This is a genomic window from Corallococcus sp. AS-1-12, assembly GCF_020036995.1.
Lineage (GTDB): Bacteria > Myxococcota > Myxococcia > Myxococcales > Myxococcaceae > Corallococcus.
Genome location: NZ_JAIQDD010000001.1, coordinates 24575 through 43968, shown reverse-complemented (window position 1 = coordinate 43968; position 19394 = coordinate 24575). Strand labels below are relative to the sequence as shown.

General features: G+C 72.5%; 17 protein-coding genes. 5 read left to right on the top strand and 12 right to left on the bottom strand.

Translation table 11 applies throughout. The features are described from left to right. The first annotated feature begins 16 nt into the window (after window positions 1-16). Complete coding sequence (locus K8556_RS00185) at window positions 17-1033, top strand: GNAT family N-acetyltransferase (protein WP_223737997.1); 1017 nt, start codon at window positions 17-19, stop codon at window positions 1031-1033. 57 nt (window positions 1034-1090) lie between these two features. Further along, window positions 1091-2173 (top strand): inosamine-phosphate amidinotransferase 1, encoded by a 1083-nt coding sequence (locus tag K8556_RS00180; protein WP_223737996.1) that lies wholly within the window; start codon window positions 1091-1093, stop codon window positions 2171-2173. A 33-nt stretch (window positions 2174-2206) separates the two neighbouring features. On the opposite strand, the gene tmk is transcribed toward K8556_RS00180, so the two are convergent. After that, complete coding sequence (gene tmk, locus K8556_RS00175; protein WP_223737995.1) at window positions 2207-2863, bottom strand: dTMP kinase; 657 nt, start codon at window positions 2861-2863, stop codon at window positions 2207-2209. Further along, window positions 2860-3198 carry a hypothetical protein gene (locus K8556_RS00170; RefSeq protein ID WP_223737994.1) on the bottom strand — a complete coding sequence of 113 codons (339 nt, stop codon included), beginning with the start codon at window positions 3196-3198 and terminating at the stop codon, window positions 2860-2862. The genes tmk and K8556_RS00170 overlap by 4 nt, the downstream gene beginning before the upstream one ends. Window positions 3199-3412: 214 nt before the next feature. On the opposite strand from K8556_RS00170, the gene ribB reads away from it, so the two are divergent. Continuing rightward, complete coding sequence (gene ribB, locus K8556_RS00165) at window positions 3413-4540, top strand: 3,4-dihydroxy-2-butanone-4-phosphate synthase (protein ID WP_223737993.1); 1128 nt, start codon at window positions 3413-3415, stop codon at window positions 4538-4540. 78 nt (window positions 4541-4618) lie between these two features. Beyond that, entirely contained in the window at window positions 4619-5989 is a 1371-nt protein-coding gene (locus tag K8556_RS00160) for an MFS transporter (RefSeq protein WP_223737992.1), read from the top strand. 3 nt (window positions 5990-5992) lie between these two features. On the opposite strand, the gene thrC is transcribed toward K8556_RS00160, so the two are convergent. The 5 genes from thrC to greA all read right to left on the bottom strand — a co-directional run bounded on the left by thrC (window position 5993) and on the right by greA (window position 12259). Further along, a complete protein-coding gene (gene thrC / locus K8556_RS00155) occupies window positions 5993-7324 on the bottom strand; it encodes a threonine synthase (RefSeq protein ID WP_223737991.1) in 1332 nt (443 codons plus the stop codon). Further along, the gene (locus tag K8556_RS00150) at window positions 7321-7887 is read right to left on the bottom strand and encodes a hypothetical protein (RefSeq protein ID WP_223737990.1); all 567 of its coding nucleotides are present in this window, start codon (window positions 7885-7887) and stop codon (window positions 7321-7323) included. The genes thrC and K8556_RS00150 overlap by 4 nt, the downstream gene beginning before the upstream one ends. Window positions 7888-7988: 101 nt before the next feature. Continuing rightward, complete coding sequence (locus K8556_RS00145) at window positions 7989-8624, bottom strand: protein-L-isoaspartate(D-aspartate) O-methyltransferase (protein ID WP_223737989.1); 636 nt, start codon at window positions 8622-8624, stop codon at window positions 7989-7991. Window positions 8625-8715: 91 nt separating this feature from the next. Continuing rightward, complete coding sequence (gene recG / locus K8556_RS00140) at window positions 8716-11634, bottom strand: ATP-dependent DNA helicase RecG (RefSeq protein ID WP_223737988.1); 2919 nt, start codon at window positions 11632-11634, stop codon at window positions 8716-8718. Between the two features lie 112 nt (window positions 11635-11746). Further along, window positions 11747-12259 (bottom strand): transcription elongation factor GreA, encoded by a 513-nt coding sequence (gene greA / locus K8556_RS00135; protein ID WP_223737987.1) that lies wholly within the window; start codon window positions 12257-12259, stop codon window positions 11747-11749. Window positions 12260-12442: 183 nt separating this feature from the next. Between greA and K8556_RS00130 the strand changes: the two genes are divergently transcribed. Continuing rightward, complete coding sequence (locus K8556_RS00130) at window positions 12443-12973, top strand: FHA domain-containing protein (RefSeq protein ID WP_223737986.1); 531 nt, start codon at window positions 12443-12445, stop codon at window positions 12971-12973. Between the two features lie 17 nt (window positions 12974-12990). Here K8556_RS00130 and K8556_RS00125 read toward each other — a convergent pair whose 3' ends face one another. The 5 genes from K8556_RS00125 to K8556_RS00105 all read right to left on the bottom strand — a co-directional run bounded on the left by K8556_RS00125 (window position 12991) and on the right by K8556_RS00105 (window position 19292). Then, a complete protein-coding gene (locus K8556_RS00125; RefSeq protein WP_223737985.1) occupies window positions 12991-13944 on the bottom strand; it encodes a hypothetical protein in 954 nt (317 codons plus the stop codon). A 311-nt stretch (window positions 13945-14255) separates the two neighbouring features. Further along, on the bottom strand, window positions 14256-14771 hold the full coding sequence (locus tag K8556_RS00120; RefSeq protein ID WP_223737984.1) for a hypothetical protein: 516 nt from the start codon (window positions 14769-14771) through the stop codon (window positions 14256-14258). 50 nt (window positions 14772-14821) lie between these two features. Then, window positions 14822-17959, bottom strand: a complete 3138-nt coding sequence (locus K8556_RS39635; RefSeq protein WP_223737983.1) for a CHAT domain-containing protein — start codon at window positions 17957-17959, stop codon at window positions 14822-14824. Continuing rightward, window positions 17956-18567 (bottom strand): sigma-70 family RNA polymerase sigma factor, encoded by a 612-nt coding sequence (locus tag K8556_RS00110; protein ID WP_223737982.1) that lies wholly within the window; start codon window positions 18565-18567, stop codon window positions 17956-17958. Before K8556_RS00110 ends, K8556_RS39635 begins: the two co-directional genes overlap by 4 nt. Window positions 18568-18671: 104 nt before the next feature. Continuing rightward, entirely contained in the window at window positions 18672-19292 is a 621-nt protein-coding gene (locus tag K8556_RS00105) for a hypothetical protein (RefSeq protein WP_223737981.1), read from the bottom strand. Between the last annotated feature and the right edge of the window lie 102 nt (window positions 19293-19394).

Sequence of the window (19394 nt, the reverse complement as noted above, 5' to 3'; positions counted from 1 at the left end):
ATTCCAAGGAGTCCCCGTGAGCCCCGTCCCCCCCCTGCTCCAGCGCGCATCCCCGGGCGGCAGCCCGCTGCCGGAGGGGTGGACGGCGCGTACGGCCACGGCGGACGACCTCGACCGCGCCCACGCCCTCGTGGCCGAGGATCACCTCGACCAGTTCGGGGAGGTGGACTACTCGCGCGACGACATGGTGGAGGAGTGGAGCGAGCTGGATCCCACGCGCGACGCGTGGCTCGTCTTCAATCCCGCGGGCACCCTCGTCGGCTACGCCAAGCTGAACCCCCGCAAGCCGCATTGGTTCGAGTGCACGAGCACGGTCCACCCCGCGCACCGGCACCAGGGCGTGGAGGCATGGCTGGTGGATCGCATCGGGCAGCATGCCCGGGAGCTGCTCCCCCGCTCGCCCCCCGGCGAGCCGGTGCTGCTGGCGCACCTCTTCAATGGCAGGAACGAGCAGGAGGCCCGGCTGCTGGAGTCCCGGGGCTATGTCTTCGTCCGGCGGTTCTTTCGGATGCGGGTGGAATGGAAGGCCCCACCACCGACGCGGGAACCGCCACCGGGCGTGCTGCTGCGCGTCTTCCAGCCGGACCGGGAGGCCGCGGCCCTGCACGCGCTGCACGAGCTTTCATTCGCCGACCACTGGCGCCACACGCCCGAGCCCTACGAACAGTGGTCGGCGGAGCTGCGCTCGGAGCGCTTCGATCCGACCCTCTGGTTCGTCGCCGAGGCGGAAGGAGAGCTCGTCGGCTTCGCCCGGGCCCGGGAGTTCTCTGAAAGCGAGGGGTGGGTGCGAGTGTTGGGCGTACATCCCCGCTGGCGACGGCGGGGGCTGGCCCAATCCCTGCTCCTGCGTGCCTTTGGCGAGCTTCATCGCAGGGGGCGCCACAAGGTGCTGCTGGGCGTCGACTCGGACGGCAGGAGCGGTGCGCTCCAGCTCTACGAGCGCGTGGGGATGCACCCGGTGCGCCTCATCGATGTCTATGAAAAGGACCTGGGCCTCCCGAGCCCATCCCAGGGGCAGACATGTCAGACATGACAAGCGAGAAACCGATGGATAAAGTGAGGTTCACTTCTTCCTCAGGTGCCGCCCATCATGACTGCTTCCGCGCCAGTGAACCCCTGCCCGGTCAATTCCTTCAATGAATGGGATCCGCTCGAGGAGGTCATCGTGGGGGTCGTGGACGGCGCGCACGTCCCGCCCTCCCACATCGCGTTGAAGGCAACCCTTCCCAGCGACCAGCTCGAGTTCTTCCAGAAGCAGGCCGGCAAGCCCTTTCCGCCCGAGCGGATCGCCGCGGCGAAGCAGGAGCTGGAGCAGTTGGTCCATCTGCTGGAGGCCGAGGGCGTGAAGGTGCGCCGTCCGGAGCCCATCGACCAACGCAAGCCTTTCGGGGCGCCGGGTTGGACGAGCACCGGGCTGTACGCCGCCATGCCCCGGGACGTGCTCCTGGTGGTGGGCAATGAAATCATTGAATCCCCCATGGCCTGGCGCTCGCGCTACGCGGAGACGTCCGCCTACCGCCCGCTCCTGAAGGAATACTTCCGCGGCGGCGCGCGCTGGAGCTCGGGCCCCAAGCCGGAGCTGCGCGACGAGCTGTATGACTACGATTGGACGGAGGGCCCGGAGGGAGGCCCCACCCGCTACGTCATCACGGAGTTCGAGCCCACCTTCGACGCCGCGGACTTCATCCGCTGTGGCCGGGACATCTTCGCGCAGCAGAGCAACGTCACGAATGCGTTCGGCATCGAGTGGCTGCGCCGCCACCTGGGCCCCGAGTACCGCATCCACGTCTTCGAGTTCGATGACCCGCACCCCATGCACATCGACGCGACGCTCGTCCCGCTGGCGCCGGGCAAGCTGCTCATCAACCCGGAGCGGGTCCCGAAGGTGCCGGACCTCTTCAAGGGCTGGGACGTGTTCAAGGCCCCCCGCCCCAGCATCCCGTCCGACCACACGCTCTACATGACGAGCAAGTGGATCAACATGAACGTCCTCATGCTCGACGAGGAGCGCGTCATCGTGGAGCGCAGCGACGAGCCGATGATCGCCTGCTTCAAGAAGTGGGGGTTCAAGCCCCTGCTCTGCGACTTCCGGAACTTCAACTCGTTCGGCGGCTCGTTCCACTGCGCCACGGCGGACGTGCGGCGGCGTGGCGTCCTCCAGTCCTACTTCTGAGGCCCCGCGCTGGCGCGCGGCCCCAGGGCCGCCTCAGCGCTTGCGCGCGAGCAACCGCCGCACTTCCTCGAGGCACGCGTCCGTCACGGCCTCCACGGACAGCTCCCCGTCGACGTGCACGATGCGCTCGCGCTTCGCTCGCAGCGTGATGGCCTTGAGGTACTGCTTCGCGATCCGCCGCTGGGCCTCGTCCGCCTCGAACAGCTCCGCGGGGCCTCCGCGCACGGCCCGGCGCTTCGCCGCGACCTTCGGGTCCACGCCCACGAACAGCGTCAGGTCCGGCGACACCGCGTGCGCGTTCACCGTGTCCACCCACGCCATGGGCAGGCTCGCGCCCTGGTACGCCAGCGAGGACAGCACGTAGCGGTCGCACAGCACCACCTTGCCCTCCTCCAGCGCCGGCAACACCTTCGCGTGCAGGTGGTCCGTCCGGTCCGCCGCGAACAGCAGCGCCAGCGTCTCCGGCGCCAGCGGCCCGCGGCCATGCGGCAGGCCCAGGCGGCCCGTGAGCGCCTGGCGCAGCATGGTCCCCACCGGACCGTCGGACGGCTCGCGCGTCGTCACCACCGCGTGCCCGTCCGCCCTCAGCGCGGACGCCAGCCGCTCCGTCTGCGTGGTGGTGCCCGCGCCGTCCAGGCCCTCCAGCACGATGAACCGCCCCGCCAGGGCGGCCTTCCTCGCGGCCCTCACCGGGGGAGGAGCGCGGCGGGGTTGTCCAGGTGCAGCTCGCGGCGCAGCGCGAGCAGCGCCTCGTACTGCTTCAGCTCCTCCGTCAGCACCGCGCGGCCCTTGCGGTAGCTGAGGAAGGCGTACACCAGGAGCCCCAGCGCCAGGAGCGTGGCGCCCCAGGCCAGCAGCGGCGTGCGCAGCGAGTCGTAGAACAGCTTCCCCGCCGCCCCTGAAATCAACATGAAGGCGATGAGGGACACACCCGCGTGGGTGAAGTGGGTGGTGCTCTGCCGGGTCGACAGGCTCTCCTGCAACTGGTCGAACCGGGCCCGCTTGTCCTGGATGTCTGCGCTCACGGAGCCGGGCACCCTACATCACGTGCCCCAGCCCGTCGAGTCGGAGGCAAGACAGGTCCCACCTACACGGACGCGCAGTCACAGGCTGGGCTCATCCCAGCCATTGAACGGACGCACGCTCGCTCCCCGGGCATGGCTTGCCACCCCACCCCCCTCGCGTTACATGCCGCGCACCATGCCTCTCCACGTCGTCAGCAGGATGAGTTCCCCCGACATGAGCCGAGACTCCGAGTTGAACACCATCGAGGAGGCCATCCGCGACATCCAGGCCGGCAAGTGCGTCATCGTCGCCGACGACGAGGACCGCGAGAACGAAGGCGACCTCATCATGGCCGCCGAGCTCGCCACCCCCGAGATGCTGGCCTTCATGGTCCGCCACACCAGCGGCATCATCTGCCAGCCCATGCTCGCCGAGCGGCTGGACGCCCTGCGCCTGCCCCAGATGGTGGCGGAGAACACCGAGTCCCACCGCACCGCCTTCACCGTCTCCGTGGACTTCCGCCACGGCACCACCACCGGCGTCTCCGCCAGCGACCGCACGAAGACCATCCGCGCGCTCGCGGACCCGAACACCACCGCGGACGACTTCCTGCGCCCCGGCCACATCTTCCCGCTGCGCTACCGCGAGGGCGGCGTGCTGCGCCGCGCGGGCCACACCGAGGCGGCCGTGGACCTGGCGCGGCTCGCCGGCCTGCAGCCGTCCGGCATCCTCTGCGAGCTGGTGAAGGACGACGGCACCATGCAGCGCATGCCGGACCTGAAGCAGTTCGCGCGCGAGCACGACCTCAAGCTCATCACCATCGCGGACCTCATCGAGTACCGCAGCCGCAAGGACCGCCTGGTGCGCCGCGAGCCCGGCCAGGGCGTCGTGCGCACCCGCCACGGTGAGTTCACCGCCTTCACGTACACGTGGACGCCCGACGGCGCGAAGTCGCTCGTCCTGGTGAAGGGCGACCCGTCCAGGGCCCAGCCCGCCCCGCTGGTCCGCCTGCACGGCGCCTGCGCCATGGGCGACGTGTTCGGGTCCCCGGACTGCAAGTGCAACCTGCTGTTGGACCGCGCGATGGAGACCGTGGCGCGCGAGGGCACGGGCGTCATCGTCTACCTGCCCGGCATGCACGGCAACGACTTCGGCATCCACCACAAGCGCGCGGGCGACGGCAGCAACGCGTCCGTCAGCCGCGCGGCCAACGAGTCGCGCGACGTGGGCATGGGCTGCCAGATCCTCACCGACCTGGGCGTGAGCGCCATGCGCGTGATGTCCAACACGGACATGACCTACCGGGGCCTCTCCGGCTTCGGGCTCACCATCGAGTCGCGCCTGCCGCTCGACGTGGAGTAGCGGGACCCGGGAGGTCCACCGGGCGCCCGGTGTCAGACCGGAATGGGAGGGTTCACCCCATTCCAGCGAGACCAGGGCATGCGAACCCCACCGGGCCACGGCATCGACGACGACCTCGGGCCGCGGCCCTTCTGCCGGTTCGTGCTGCTGTGGTCGGGCCAGACGGTGTCGGCCATGGGCTCGCACCTGAACGGCTTCGGGCTGGGCGTGTGGATGTACGAGCACACGCAGTCCACGTCGCTCTACGCGCTCATCGCCCTGGCCAGCTTCGCGCCGGGCGTGCTGGTGGCGCCGCTGCTGGGCGGCGTGGTGGACCGGAAGGACCTGCGCAAGGTGATGATGCTGGGCCATGCGGGCGGCGCCGTCTGCACGGTGCTCATCGCGCTGCTCATCGCCCTGGACCGCTTGAGCGTGGGCGCCATCCTCCTGCTCGTCGCGGGGGGCGCGGCGCTCAACAGCATCCAACTGCCCGCGCTCCCCAAGGCCACGACGGTGATGGTGGCCCCGGAGCAGCTCCCGCGCGCCAACGGCCTGATGCAGTTGGGCGTGGCCATGGCCCGCATCACCGCGCCCCTCCTGTCCGGCGTCCTGCTGCCCGTCATCGGCGTCACGGGCCTGCTGAGCATCGACCTCGCCACGGCGTTCATCTCGCTGGCGGTGCTCCAGGCGGTGCGAATGCCCGCCACGCCTTCAAACGAAACGGCCCCCGCCCAGGTGTCCCTGGGAGGCCGCGCGCTCCAGGACGCGGGGGTGGGCTGGCGTTACATCCGCGAGCGGCCGGGCCTGCTCGGCCTCCAGGTCCTCCTCACGCTGATGGGCTTCAACCTGGGCATCCTCCAGGTGCTCGTCACCCCGCTGGTCCTGTCGTTCGCGGACGTGCGCACGCTGGGCGCGGTGATGACCGCGGGCGGCGTGGGCATGCTCGCCGGCAGCCTGCTGCTGCTCGCCTGGGGAGGTGCGCGTCAGCGCGTCTGGAGCGTGCTCGGCTTCGTGTGGCTCCAGGGGCTGTTCATGGGCCTGGGCGCGACCCACGCGTCCCCGTGGGTGGTGGGCGCGGGCGCGTTCGGCGTCCTCCTCACCGTCCCCGTCATCATGAGCTGCGACCAGACCCTGTGGCAGCGCAAGGTCCCCATGGCGCTCCAGGGCCGCGTCTTCGCCGTGCACTCCGCCCTGTCCGGCGCGTCCATCCCCGTCGCCTACCTGCTCTCCGGACCGCTGGCGGATCACGTCTTCGAGCCGCTGATGGCCGTGGGAGGGCCGTGGGCCTCCGCGCTGGGCCCGTGGGTGGGCGGCGCGGGTCCCGGCCGGGGCATCGCGTTGCTCTTCCTGCTGCTGGGCACCGCCACGGTGCTGCTGGCGGCCGCCTGCGCGCTCCTTCCCAGCGTCCGCCGCGTCGAGCAGGCCCTGCCCGACGCGCCGCTGGAGCCCCATCCCGGGCTCACGGGCTGACGCTCAGCCCAGGTCCTTCAGGGCCTCGCGCACGGAGGACAGGTCCGCGGGCAGCTCCAGCGGCGGGTTCGCGTGCGCGGCCGTCACGTCCTTCAGCGTCTGGCGGTGGTAGCCGACCTTGAAGTCCGCGAACTTCAACCCGTGCGCGGTGGCCACCACCGCGACGCTGGAGCCCCGGGCCATCACGCCGGAAGCGACCAGCTTCTCCACCGCCGCCAGCGCGACGCCCGTCTGCGGACAGGCGAAGGTGCCCTCGCGGTCCGCCCGGGCCGCCGCGTTCGCCAGCTCCGACTCCGTCGCCTCCTCCACCACCCCGTCGAACGCGCGCAGCATCCGCACCGCGCGGCGGAAGGACACCGGGTTGCCAATCTGGATGGCGGACGCGAGCGTCGCCCCCGCATGCATGGGCACCAGCTCCTGGAAGCCGCCCCGGAACGCTCGCGCCAGGGGGTTGGCCCGCTGCGCCTGCGCCACGGCGATGCGCGGCCGGCGGGTGATCAGCCCCAGGGTGAAGAGCAGGTCCAGGCCCCGGCCCAGGGCGCTCGCGTTGCCCAGGTTGCCGCCCGGGATGACGATCCAGTCCGGCGGCTCCCAGCCCAGGTCCTGGCACAGCTCGATGGCGATCATCTTCTGGCCCTCGATGCGCAGCGAGTTCATCGAGTTCGCCAGGTACAGCCCCGTGTCCGCTGTCACCGCCTGCACCAGCTTCATGCAGCCGTCGAAGTCCGTGTCCAGCGACAGCACGCGCGCCCCGTTGGCGATGGGCTGCACCAACTGCGCGAGCGACACCTTGTCCTTCGGCAGGAACACCACCGCCGGGATGCCCGCCGCGGCGGCGTAGGCGGACAGCGCCGCGGACGTGTCGCCCGTGGACGCGCACGCCACCGCGCGGATGGGCGTGCCGCGCGAGCGAAGGTGCTTCACCGCGGACACCAGGACCGTCATCCCCCAGTCCTTGAAGCTGCCCGTGGGAGAGACGCCGCACTCCTTCAACATCAGCGAGCCCAACCCCAGCTCCGCCGCCATGCGAGGCAGCGGCTTGAGCGGCACCCGCCCCTCGCCCAGCGAGACGATGTCCTCCACCGGCAGCTCGGGCAGCGCCCACTCGCGCTTGCCCCAGACGCCGGAGCCGTCCGGCAGCCGGGACGTCGCGAAGCGGGACTCGAAGCGGCGCTTCCACTCCGCCGCGGGGACGGCGCGCAGGGCGGCTTCGTCGTGGGCCACCTCCAGCAGGCCTTCACAGCGCGGGCAGCGGTAGACGACGTCCCACAGCGAGGCGGTGAAGCCGCAGCCCTCGCTGCACACGTAGCCCGCCTTCAGCGCCGCGGCCGTCATGCCTCCACCTCCACCTTCGTGCCGCACGCCACGCACGCGCGGCCCGGCCAGGCCGGCACGTGGCAGGAGGGACAGGGCACGCGCTCGCCGTCGTCCGCGCCTGCGCGCTTCGCCGCCGCGGGCGCCGCCACCCGGACCCGGGGCAGCCGCATGCCGCAGCCGTCACACAGGAGCCCCTCCGCCTGCACATGGCGGCAGTAGCGGCACGTCACCGCGCCCACCGGGGCGGCGGTGCGCACGCCGTCGTCCTGCGCGCGCCCCGTGTCCAGGTCCGTCATCTGGGCGACGGGCACGTCGCCCGTGGCCCCCGAGCGGGTCAACTCCAGGTCCGGCACGGACATGGCCGGCAGGTCCGGCCCCGAGCGCAGCCGCGTCAGGTCCAGCTCCGGCAGCACGGGCGCGTCCACCGGCACGCGGCCCCCCGCGTGGTGCGTCAGCTCCAGCTCCGGCAGCGGGGCCACGACAGGCTCGGGGATGTTCATGAGGCCGGGGAAGCGCTTGCCGCAGCCTTCGCACTCTTCGCCTTCCGACTGCACGTGGTCGCAGACCGGGCAGATGATCATGGGCGGGACGTTACCGGTCCCCTCTCCGCTCGGCAACGCGACCTCGGGACGCGGGGAGTGGGCGTGCAGGCGCGCGGCCTGTCGGACCCGCCGGGTGCCGCTCAAACCGGAGCGGAGCCCAGGCCCGTCATGGGCACGAAGCGCACCGGCAGCAGGCGCTCCACCCGGGGCAGCATCCCCGGCTGTCCACGGCGGATGCGCAGCAGCTCCTGGTTGTCGTTCACGGAGCCCACGGGGATGACCATCCGCCCCCCGGGCCGAAGCTGGCGCAGGAGCTCCCGGGGGACGTCCTCCGGCGCGGCGGTGGCGATGATGGCGTCGAAGGGCGCGGCCCCGGCCCAGCCCAGGGAGCCGTCGCCCTCTCGGTAGAACACGTGGGTGAAGCCCAGCCGGTGGAGGAGCCGCCGGGCGGGCCGGGCCAGCTCCCGGATGATCTCCACCGTGAAGACCTCATGGGCCAGTTGCGCCAGCACCGCCGTCTGGTAGCCGGAGCCCGTGCCGATCTCCAGCACGCGCTCCCCCCCGCGCAGCCGCAGGGCCTCCGTCATCAGGGCCACCACGTAGGGCTGGCTGATGGTCTGCCCGTGGCCGATGGGCAGCGGCACGTCCTGATGGGCCGCGTCCCGCATCCCCTCGGGCACGAAGTCCGCACGGCTCAGGTTGGCGATCGCCGCGAGCACCCGCCGATCCCGGATGCCCTGCCGCGCCAGATACTCCGCTCGGCCCCAGTCTCCCATCGTGGCTGTCCCCCTCCGGTCCTCCGGCGGGGAACGTAAGCACGGCGACAGTCGGGGACAATCCGGGGTTCGGGCGCGGGCCTCCTCGGGCCTACCCCACCCGGGCAAGCGCGAGCCGGCCCTCCCAGCGCTCCTCCAGCGCCTTCACCAGCCCCTGGTGGTCCGGCTTCTGGAGCTGGGGGTCCGCGTCCATGATGCGCCGTGCCTCCACCTGGGCGAGCGACAGGAGGTCGCCGTCGCGCACGAGGTTCGCCACGGCCAGCTCCGGGAGGCCGCTCTGCCGCGTGCCCAGGAACTCGCCGGGGCCGCGGATCTCCAGGTCCTTCTCCGCGATGACGAAGCCGTCGCTGCTGCGCTCCATCACGCCCAGCCGCTCGGTGGACTCCCAGGAGCGCGCGGCGCCCGCGACCAGGAAGCAGAAGCTGGCCGCGGCGCCACGGCCCACGCGCCCGCGCAACTGGTGCAACTGCGACAGGCCGAAGCGCTCCGCGGACTCCACCACCATGACGGACGCGTTGGGCACGTCCACGCCCACCTCCACCACCGTGGTGCAGACGAGCAGTTGGATGCGCTTGTCGCGGAAGGCCTCCATCACGGCGTCCTTCTCCTCCGGCTTCATGCGCCCGTGCAGCAGGCCCACGCTGGCGTGGGGGAACACCGTCTGCAGCTTCGTCGCGCCCTGGGTGGCGTCCTCCAGGTCCAGCTTCTCCGACTCCTCCACCAGCGGATAGACGACGTAGGCCTGGTGGCCCTTGGCCAGCTCCGCGCCCACCGCTTCGTAGACGCGCGCGCGCTGCTCGTTGTTGAAGACGCGCGTGGTGATGGGCGTGCGGCCCGGCGGGAGCTGGTCGATGATGGACACGTCCAGGTCGCCGTAGAGCGTCATCGCGAGCGTGCGCGGGATGGGCGTGGCGGTCATCACCAGCACGTCCGGCGTGAGCCCCTTGCTCATGAGCGTGTGGCGCTGGAGCACGCCGAAGCGGTGCTGCTCGTCGATGACCACCAGCCCCAGCTTCTGGAAGGACACGCCGCCCTCCAGCAGCGCGTGCGTGCCCACGGCGAGGTGGATGTCGCCCTTCGCCACGGCCTCGCGCACCTCGCGCTTGTGCTTCGCGGTGCCCGCCGCGCTGATGAGCCCCACGCGGTAGCCCAGCGGCTCCAGGATGCGGCGGAAGGTGCGCTCGTGCTGCTCGGCCAGGATTTCGGTGGGGGCCATCACCGCCACCTGGTAGCCGTCCTGGAGCGCCACCAGGCCGGCCACCAGCGCCACGGCCGTCTTGCCGCTGCCCACGTCGCCCTGCACCAGCCGGTTCATGGGCTCCGGGCGCGCCATGTCCCGGGCGATGTCCCCCACCACGCGCGCCTGCGCCCCGGTGAGCTGGAAGGGCAGCGCGCCGCGCGCCGTGTCCAGCCGCTCCGGGGTGACGTTGAAGGCGATGCCCTCCTCCGCCTTGATGCCCTGGCGCTTGAGGGCCATGCCCAACTGGAGGAAGAACAGCTCGTCGAACGCGAGCCGGCGGTGCGCGGGGCTCTGGTGCGCGTCCAGCGCCTCCAGGTCCGCGTCGTCGGGCGGGAAGTGGATGAAGCGCAGCGCGTCCGGCAGCCCCATCAGGTGGTAGCGGCGGCGCAGGTCCGCGGGCAGCGGCTCCTCCAGGTGGTGCGCGTGCTGTTCGCTGATGCGCGAGGCCAGCTCGCGGAAGGAGCGCTGCTCGCCGCGCTCGAAGCCCGGGTAGACGGGGACGATGCGGTGGAAGTGGACGCTGGTCGTGTTCTCCAGGTCCTCGGCGGGCTCCAGCTCCGGGTGGGCCATCTCCCGGCCGTTCATGGAGGCGCGCACCTCGCCGGAGAGCACCAACTGCTTGCCCACGGAGAAGCGGCTCTTGAGCCACGGCCCGGCGTTGAAATAGGTGGCGGCGATGCTGCCGGAGCGGTCCCCCACGACGGCGCGGAACATGCGCTTGCCGCCGCGCCCCGGGACGAAGTCGGCCGCCTTCACGGTGCCCACCGTCACGCCGCGCTCGCCGGGGATGAGCTCCGCGATGGTGCGCAGCTTGCGGCGGTCCTCGTAACAGCGTGGCAACAGGAACAGGATGTCGCCGGTGCGGCGCAGGCCCTTCTTGTCGAGCACGGCGACGAGCCGCGGCCCCAGGCGCTTGCCCAGCGTCTTGAGCGGCGCGGACAGCGGGCCGGTGCGCGGCGCGATGGACAGGAGCTTCGCCTCGGAGCGGGACGCCTCCGCGCCCACGGCCTTGGCCTTCTTCTTCCGGGCCTTCTCCGTGGGAGCGCGGTCCGGAGGCGGCGCGCCCTTGCGAGGGTCGGTGCTCGCCTGGGGCTTCGCGCCCGGGGCACGGGCCGGCGCACCGGCGGGGACGGCCGCGTTCCGGGCCGCGGCCATGCGCGCACCGTAGGGCTGGGCTTCACCTTGCGCGGGGCCAGGAGAGGTCCCCCGGGAGGCCGCCATGCGCGCGCCGTAGGGCACCGGCTCGCCCTTCACCAGACCCGGGGGCGCCGGGGTGCGGGCCACCGGCGCGGACGCGGCCCCACCGCCCACCGGCGGCACGGGGTCCTGCGAACGCCACGGCGGCACGGTGTTGCCACGCGCCTCCACCGTCCCCGGCGGCGGCGTCAACCGGCGGCGCGGCGGCGCGGGGATGAGCTCCCCCTCCAGCACGTGCGCGCGCTCCGGCGCCCGGGGGAAGCCCGCCGCCACGGCGTTGATCTCCCCCGTGACGACCACCCGCTCCAGCTCCGCCGGCAGCGCCACGCCGCTGAGCTTCAGCGCCCCCAGCACCTGACGCAGCGCGGCCTTGCGGTGCTCCGGCGGCGCGGGCGGATCCACGTGCGGCAGCGCCGCCCTCAGGTCCTCCAGGGCCCGCGCGTCCACGCCCCCGGCCGACGCCAGGGTGCGCTCCATCAACGTGCGCAGGTCCCGCACGGTCCCGAGCTGGGCGAAGTCACGCTGACACGCGTACTTGAGAGGTCCAACGAGGCTGGCGAGCGGGTGGTTCACGCGGGATTTCCAGCCTCCATCCTACGAAGCGCTCCTGACGCCGCGGGGAAAACGAAACCGGGGGAGCGAGCCTTGTGCCCGCCCCCCCGAGGGACATCCAGCCAGCCGGGCTTCAGCTCGCGCTGGCGGGCTCTTCCTGCGGATCCTCGAAGCTGATGGAGACGACCTCCAGCTCGCGCACGCCGCCGGGGCTCTGCACCGTGGCGATGTCGCCCACCTTCTTGCCGATGAGCGCGCGCGCCACCGGCGAGGTCACGGCGATCCACCGCTTCTTCAGGTCGGCCTCCGTCTCACCCACCAGGCGGTAGCTGATGGACTTGTCGTTCTCCGTGTCCACCAGCTCCACGGTGGCGCCGAAGACGACCTTGTCGCCGCCCAGCTTCGCCGGGTCGATGACCTCCGCGCGGGCGATCCAATCCCCGAGGGTCAGGATGCGCCCCTCGATGTGCGACTGCTTCTCCTTGGCCGCGTGGTACTCCGCGTTCTCGCGCAGGTCGCCGTGCGCACGGGCGACCTCGATCTCACGCGAAATCTTGCCCCGCTCCACGGTCTGGAGCTGCTTCAGCTCGTCCTTGAGCTTCTGCAGACCGTGGGGGGTCATCGGGATGTTGTCGCTCCCGCTCATCGAACCACCGCTCCTTCCGTCACCTGGCTGCGCATCGGGGGTCCGGCGTTCCCTCCTGGAACCCGGCCCGCGACTCGAAACGCTCAATGTAGGGAACGAGTGACTGGCCGGTCAACGAAAGCCGTACGTTCAACGTCCGGTAGTGGCTGGGCGCCCGACGGCCGACCCGTTAGGCTGCCCCCCGTGCTGTCCGTCCAGGAATTGCGCTCGCTCGCCTCCGCCCTGCCCGTGGGCGCCTTCCAGCATCAACTGGGTCCCTTCGCGCTGGTGCAGCGTCCGCCGTCGGAGCTGTCCGCCGCCGCGCTCGCGCCCACCCGCATGGCGGACCCCGGCGACGTCGAACAGGGCATGCTCGCCCTGCTCTTCGAGTTCGACGACCTGCTCGTCGCCACCCTGCCCACCCTCAAGGACTCGGAGGTGCTGCGCATTGGCCGGAGGCTGGACTGCGAGCTGGTGCTGGACGACGCGTCCGTGTCCAAGCAGCACGCGGAGCTCAAGTGGAGCCGCGCGGCGGGCCGCTGCACCGTGCGCGACCTGGGCTCCACCAACGGCACCTTCGTCAACGCCAGCACCATCGGGCAGCGCGAGGTGCCGCTGCGGGGCGGCGACATCCTCAGCTTCGGCAACGTCCAGTTCTGGTACCTGCTCACGGACGCGCTGCATGAGCGGCTGCGCGCGGGCGCGGCCTCCGGCCTGGGCTCCCACTCCGGCTGAAGGCCGCCGCCCTCACCTCACGGACAGGCGCCGCAGTCCGCCGCGCACGCGTCGTAGGTGTTGGACGCGCCGCAGGACTCCGTCACCTGGCAGACGCCGTCGCCGCACACCGCCAGGTCCGCGGCGCGCACGCGCGTGGTGAGCGGCTGGAAGCTCCCCCCGCCCACCGTGCAGTTCGCGAAGGACGGGCCCGCCGCGCCCGTCTGCGTGCACACGGACGAGCAGCTCCCCACGTAGACGAGCGGCGCGCACGTCATGCGCGGCATCCCGGAGCCATCCACCACCGCGCACGCGCGCGTGGTGCTCTGGGTCGCGTCCAGGGGCGGGTTCTGGCTGCCCGCGTAGAGCCCCTGCCCCTTGAAGACGTTGCCGAAGAAGCACGACTCCGGCCGGCCGAAGGTGGCCAGCTCCCCGTCCGAGGCGGGGATGGCCGCCCCCTGCCCGTTCCGCCCCAGCACGGAGATGGGCACGCTCACGCCAAAGGGATTGCTGTGCGCCGCGAGGCACGCGGAGACGATCTGCTGTTCGGCCTCCGTCGCGGGCGCGCCCCCCGCCCAGCCCGGCGCCAGGCCCAACAGCCCCGTCCACGTATGCACCGTGTTCGTCTGCGGGTCCTTGAACGTGCGCGTCTGCCCTTGAGGCACGGCGCAGCGCACGACGTAGCGCATGACCTCCTCCGCGAGCTCCGGCTCCGCCGCGTACCACGCGGCGAAGTCGGCGGATGACAAGCCATTGAACGACAGCCCGTTGAAGGACAGCCCGTTGAACGACAAGCCGTTGAAGGACAGCCCGTTGTACGAAAGGCTGTTGTAGCTGAGGGCCGCCTGCTCCTGCGTGCCTGGCGGATCCGCTGGCGCATGCTCCCGGCCCCCCGGGTCACAGCCCGCGCCCACGACGGCCACCGCCAACCCCCACGCCCACCGGGAGAGCACTCCCGCGCCACGACGACGCCCGTTCTCCACGTTCCCCATGTGTGCAACCTCCTGCTGTCGCGGGCGCTCCGGCCGGCCCCACGAACGTTTGGACAGGGAGGGCGTCAAAGACAAACGGGCGAGCTGCGCCCCCTCACGCACGAAAAGTGTGAGCACGTTGTACGTGTGGCAAGGCGCGAGAGGTGCGGGAAACACGGGAGCGAGGTCAGGGCGGACACTCCAGGCGTCTGGGGTTGAACGCGTGGGCCGGCATCCATCCAGGAATGTGAAGGCCGTGGCCCTCCGGGGTGAGGCGACGTGCCCCCACCCCGGCGCCACGGCCGTCCGTTTCGTCCGCTGAGAAGCTGGGATTACCGCTGGGCCTGCGTGGCGATCTTCACCTGGGACTTGTTCAGCTTCAGGTTGCCCAGCTCGCGGTGGATGTTGGCCAGGTCCGTCTGGGTGAGCGGGTCCGGATCATGTCCGCCCGGAGGGCCGCCCTTGGGGGGCTTGCCTTCGGGGGCGACGGCGCCGCCGCGGTCCGGATCCACCAGGGACGTGCCGCCACCGGCCTCCACGGCGGACAGCGCCTTGAAGCCGGAGGTGCTGCGGGCCGCCTCCTTCTGGGTGAGCTGCTTCACCAGGGTGAGCTTCCCGCTGCCCCGGTCATACCGGTACAGGCGGGTGCCCTTGGCGCCCTCGTCCACCGCCACGTCCACGGACCCGGTGGCCTTCGCCGTCGCCGGGCTCGAGATGGGCCTCGCCGCCGGGGAGACCTTCACCGGGGGGTTGTGGGTCTTCACCTGCTGGGCACCGGCCTGCGCGGCCGACAGCGCGGCGAACCCCACGGCCATCCTTCCCACTGCGGACTTCCAACGCGTGATCATGATTCCTCCCGGTTCATCTACGCGCGGTCGCGCGGATATTCGCCGGGAGCCTACTCGAACGCGACCAGGTCCTGGACCCACCGGGCGCTGCCCTGCTGGAGCCACCGCGCGCGGGTGTCCCGGAGCGCCCGGGCCGGCGGGGTGCCGCGCCGCAGCGAGTCCACCAGCGCCTGGAAGAAGGCCCCGGCCTCCACGTCCGGCACCTCCGTGGACGGCGCGACGACGGCGCGCGCGCCCGCCTGGATGAGCGCGGACGGCAGGCTGGACACCGCGTGGTAGCGCCACGCGCCCACGTTCGCGTCACAGGCGGCCAGCATCACCACCGGGGCGCCCCGGAGCGTGTGCCCCTCCAGCTCCTCCGCGGTGAGCGCGTAGCGGCCGGCCGCGTCCGGGGACAGCGCCAGGAAGGCCGCGTCGGACACGGTGCCGGCGAGGCCGTGCGTGTGCAGCTCCACCTCCGTGGCGTCCTCCATCTCCGCGAGCACCGCCTCCGGCGTGGCCGCGCGGCCCCGCAGGTGGACGTCGCCCGGCCCCGTCATGCCCTTCCACGGCATCAGGCGCGGCAGCCCCAGCGCCGCGGGCGGCTCCACGTCCGACACCACCAGCCGCTTCGGGACGGGCGCCGGGGCCGGAGCGTCCACGCGGTGGCCGCCCGGCGCCAGGTAGCTCCACGCGCGCTCCCCCGGCAGCAGCCCCGGGCGTCCCAGGAGGATGGGCTCCGCGAGCACCCTCACCACGTCACAGCCGGCGAGCACCTGCAGCAGCGGCTCGGGCACTGCGGGCACCTTCTCGCGCAGGGGCTGCTTGAGGGCGTGCAGGTACACTCCGTCACTCGCGCCGGTGGGCCCCCGGGCGATGAAGAGCATCCGTTCGTCCTGTCCGGCCAGCGCCAGCAGGCACGACGTGGGCGCGGTGCGGTCCACCTCCTGGGCGAGCAGGTCCACCGCGGGGCCCCACTCGTTGGACCGGCCCGCGTCCATCACCAGCACGTGGTGGCTGTGGGCCCAGGCCTTGCGCGCCTCGATGTCCGTGGAGCGGTGGAGCGCCGAGCCGGTGATGACGCCGCGCAGGAGCCGCTGGCCCGCCTCGCGGTCGCGCTCGATGAGGATGCGCCCTTCGATGTGGTCCACGAGCAGCCGCTCGCCGACCGTCAGCGACGGGTCCTCACGCAGCACGCGGATGCGCTCGCGCACGCGGTCCAGCTCGCGGCCCGGCACCGTGGCGCCCTCCAGCCGCAGCAGGTCTCCCGCGACGGCGACCTCCAGGAGCGTGGGCGCGGTGGGGCAGGTGAGCGCGTCCTGCACCTCGCGCCGGGCCCGCTTCGCGTCCAGGTCCTCCACGAAGAGGAGCGCCCGGGCGTGGTGGTACTCCGACCGGCGCGCGCAGTCCTCCGGCGCGTGCTGGACGAACTCGTCCAGGTAGGCGCGGGCCAGCGCCGGGGCGTGGCTCAGCCGCGCGCTCGTCACCAGGTCGGACAGGAGCACCTCCTCCTGGAACCAACTGTCGGTGCGGAACGCCTCCTCCAGCGCGGAGCGCGCCAGCGCTTCGGCCTCGTGGCGGCGATCCATCCGGTTGTAGAGCGCCGCCAGGTGCCGCTGGAGGTCCACGCAGCGGTCCTGGAAGCCCGCGCTCCGGCACGCCGCCAGCCCGTCCTTGAGGGACGTCTCCGCCGTCTCCAGGTCGCCCCGGGCCTGCGCCGCGTGGGCCCGGCCCCGGGCGAGCGGGGCGTCGTACCAGGCGGGCTCACCCGACTGCTGGACCAGCGTCGCCAGCTCGTCGACGAAGCGGTCCTCCTGGTGGAGCAGCAGGATGGCGCCCAGCAGCAGGTCGCGCTCGCCGGAGCGCCGCAGCCGCGCGAGGAACGCGTCCGCCTCCGCGCCCGCCAGCGAACGGGTGCCGGCGAGCAGCTCCCGGTAGGTGCCGGCCAGCGGGCCGCGCTTGCTGAAGTCCGCCGCCGCCACGCGCGCCACGTAGGCGCTCGCCGTCTGGGTGCGGGTGACGCCGTCCAGCAGCGCGGCCAGCGGGGCCAGCGCCTTCACGCGCTCCGCGGACGGGGCCGCCCGGAGCGCGTGGTACAGGTACAGCCGCGCCAGGTCCGGGTTGCGCCGCGCCATCGAGCCCGGGTACGGCGTGCCGTCCAGCGCCAGCGCCATGCCGGCCGCGTTCATGGCCTGCCACGAATCCCGCCGCGCCAGCGCGCCCTTGCGCAGGCCCTCCGCGCGCTCGGTGGCTTCGGTGCTCCAGCCGGGCTCCTTCGCCTGCGCCACGCGGGAGAACTCCGCCGCGGCGGCCAGCTCCAGCGAGAGCGCCTGGAGCGCGAGGCCCCGGTTCCAGTGCAGCCGCGCGTCGTCCGGCGCGGTCTCCAGGCCCCGCTCCAGGAGCGTCAGCGCGCGCTCCGGCTGGGCACGCCCCAGGGCCGCCAGCGCCTGGTCGCCCAGGACGGCGGGCGACGCGGGCAGCCGCTCCAGGATGCGCTCCGCGCGCTCGAAGTCCCCGGCCGCGAGCCAGGCGGTCGAGACGCCGTGCAGATCGCCCTTCGCCTCCAGCTCCGACAGGGCCCGCAAATCCAGCTCCGGCCGTCCGTCCGCGCCGCCGCGCATCGTGCCCGTGGCGCGGTAGCCCGCGAGGCCCGGATGGCTGAGCCGGCCCTCCAGCGGGCGCGCCGAGGCCAGCGCGAAGGGCAGCGTGCGCTCGGCCTCCGTGGAGCGCCAGGGACGCCCCACCAGCAGCACCGCGAGCACCATCGCGGCGGCCGCGGCCACGAAGCCCACCCCACGGCGGCGCTCCCACACCGCGCGGCCGCGAGGGCGAGCGGACGGAGGGCGCGTCCCGGCATCGGGCGTCGGCCTGGACTGGCTCCCCGTGCCAGGGACGGCCCGCAGCGCCGGCCCCGCCGCCGAGGCAGCGGGGACGCCTTCCGAACCCACCGGGTCCACTGGCCCCTGGGACGCCACGGGCCCTGCGTCCATACCGGGAGGCCTCGCGGACCGGGCGCCCGCGCCCGCGGCCTCTCCGGCGTCGGCACGCGCTTCGGCGGCGGCCTGCACCAGCAGGCTCGCCTGCACCTGATCCTCCAGGCCGGCCTGGCACTCCGCGCAGGTGGCGAGGTGGGCCTGGAACGCCTCGGCCTCTTCGGGCGGAAGCTCCCCGTCCACGAAGGCGGCGAGCTGTTCACAGGAGGCGGTCACGCCGGGCCCCCCGCGGTGCCTTCCCGGGCGAGGAGCAGCTCCTTGAGCTTCTTGCGCGCGCGGAACAGCCGGGTGCCCACCGTCATGGACGGGATGCCGAGCCGCCGGCCGATCTCCGCGTAGCTCTGTCGCTCCATGTCCTTCATACGGACCACCTCGCGCAGCTCCGGGGGAAGCTGTTCCACCGCCTGCCACACGTCGTCCAACGTGTAGCGCGCCCATGTCTCCGGGGCGGCTTCGGCCTCCGCCAGGGTGTCCCCCATCGCGTCGGTGAATTCCTCCTGGGGGTGGCGCCGGTCGTGCCGGCACCAGTCGAGGAAACGTCGAACGAGGATGGACGCCAGCCACGCCATGGGAGGCGCGGACCGGTCATACGTATGAAACGCGCGGAAGGCCCGCTCGTAGGTCTCCTGCAACAGGTCCTTCGCGTCCGACGGGTTGCGGCCCCGGCAGAGGATGCGGGCCCGCTCCTCCAGGGCCGGAGCGCACCGCGCGATGAGCGCCTGGAACTCCGCGGCGTCCCCACGGGAGGCCGAGGACACCTCCGGTTGGGATGCGGAGGACTCCCCGGGCGGGACGGCGCGGGGCGATCGCGGGCGGAAGACCACGGGGGCGTTCCTAGCAGGAGCCGCCCCGCCCGCGAAGTCCGTCGACACCCTCCCTGGCGCTTCCCACCTGAAAGGTGGGACGCCCGGGGTGGCAGGCCGGAGGGCTAGCAGGGGCCGTTGCCGATGCGAACGCCCGTGCGCACCCGGGTCTTGAAGACGCCCAGCGCCGCCCCCAGGCCCGTGACGCGGATCTTGCTGTAGCCGGAGCCGCCCGAGCCGATGTTGAAGCGCAGCCCGCAGAACGCCGGGAAGAAGGGACCCGCCGGGTACCAGGTGCCGGTGGTGCTCACCGAGCCCAGCCCCCACCAGACGCCGTTCGCGTAGCCGAACGCGGCGCCGGTGATCGCCACGCCCTTGCAGGCGCTCTCCGTCACGTTGCTCGACGCCGGGATGACCTCCACGAACGGCTGGGCATAGCCGCCGTTCAGGCCGGTGATCTCCGTCACGAAGCGGTGCGGGCAGGCCGGCTGATCATACGTGCTGTCGTTGGAGGCCGCGGAGATGTCCGCGTACGAGCAGTGGGGGAACACCGCCGCCACCGAAGCGCCGTCCGGCTGCGCCAGCACCACGGTCGAGCCCACGCAGGACTCGTCGACGCCCTGCTCCTGGCTGGCGATGGACTCGTCCACCACGTCCGCGCCAGGGGCCTCCTCGTCGAGCGGGCCACCACAGGCGGTGACAAGCGAGGCGGCGAACACGAGCGCGGCGGAGGGAATGAAGCGCATGGATGACTCCGGAAGATGAAGCCCATGTGCGGGCTCCTCCCTGGTACGTCCGCTGTCGCGCTTATTCCCCCGCGCCATTTCCACGCCGTTTTTCGGCCGTGC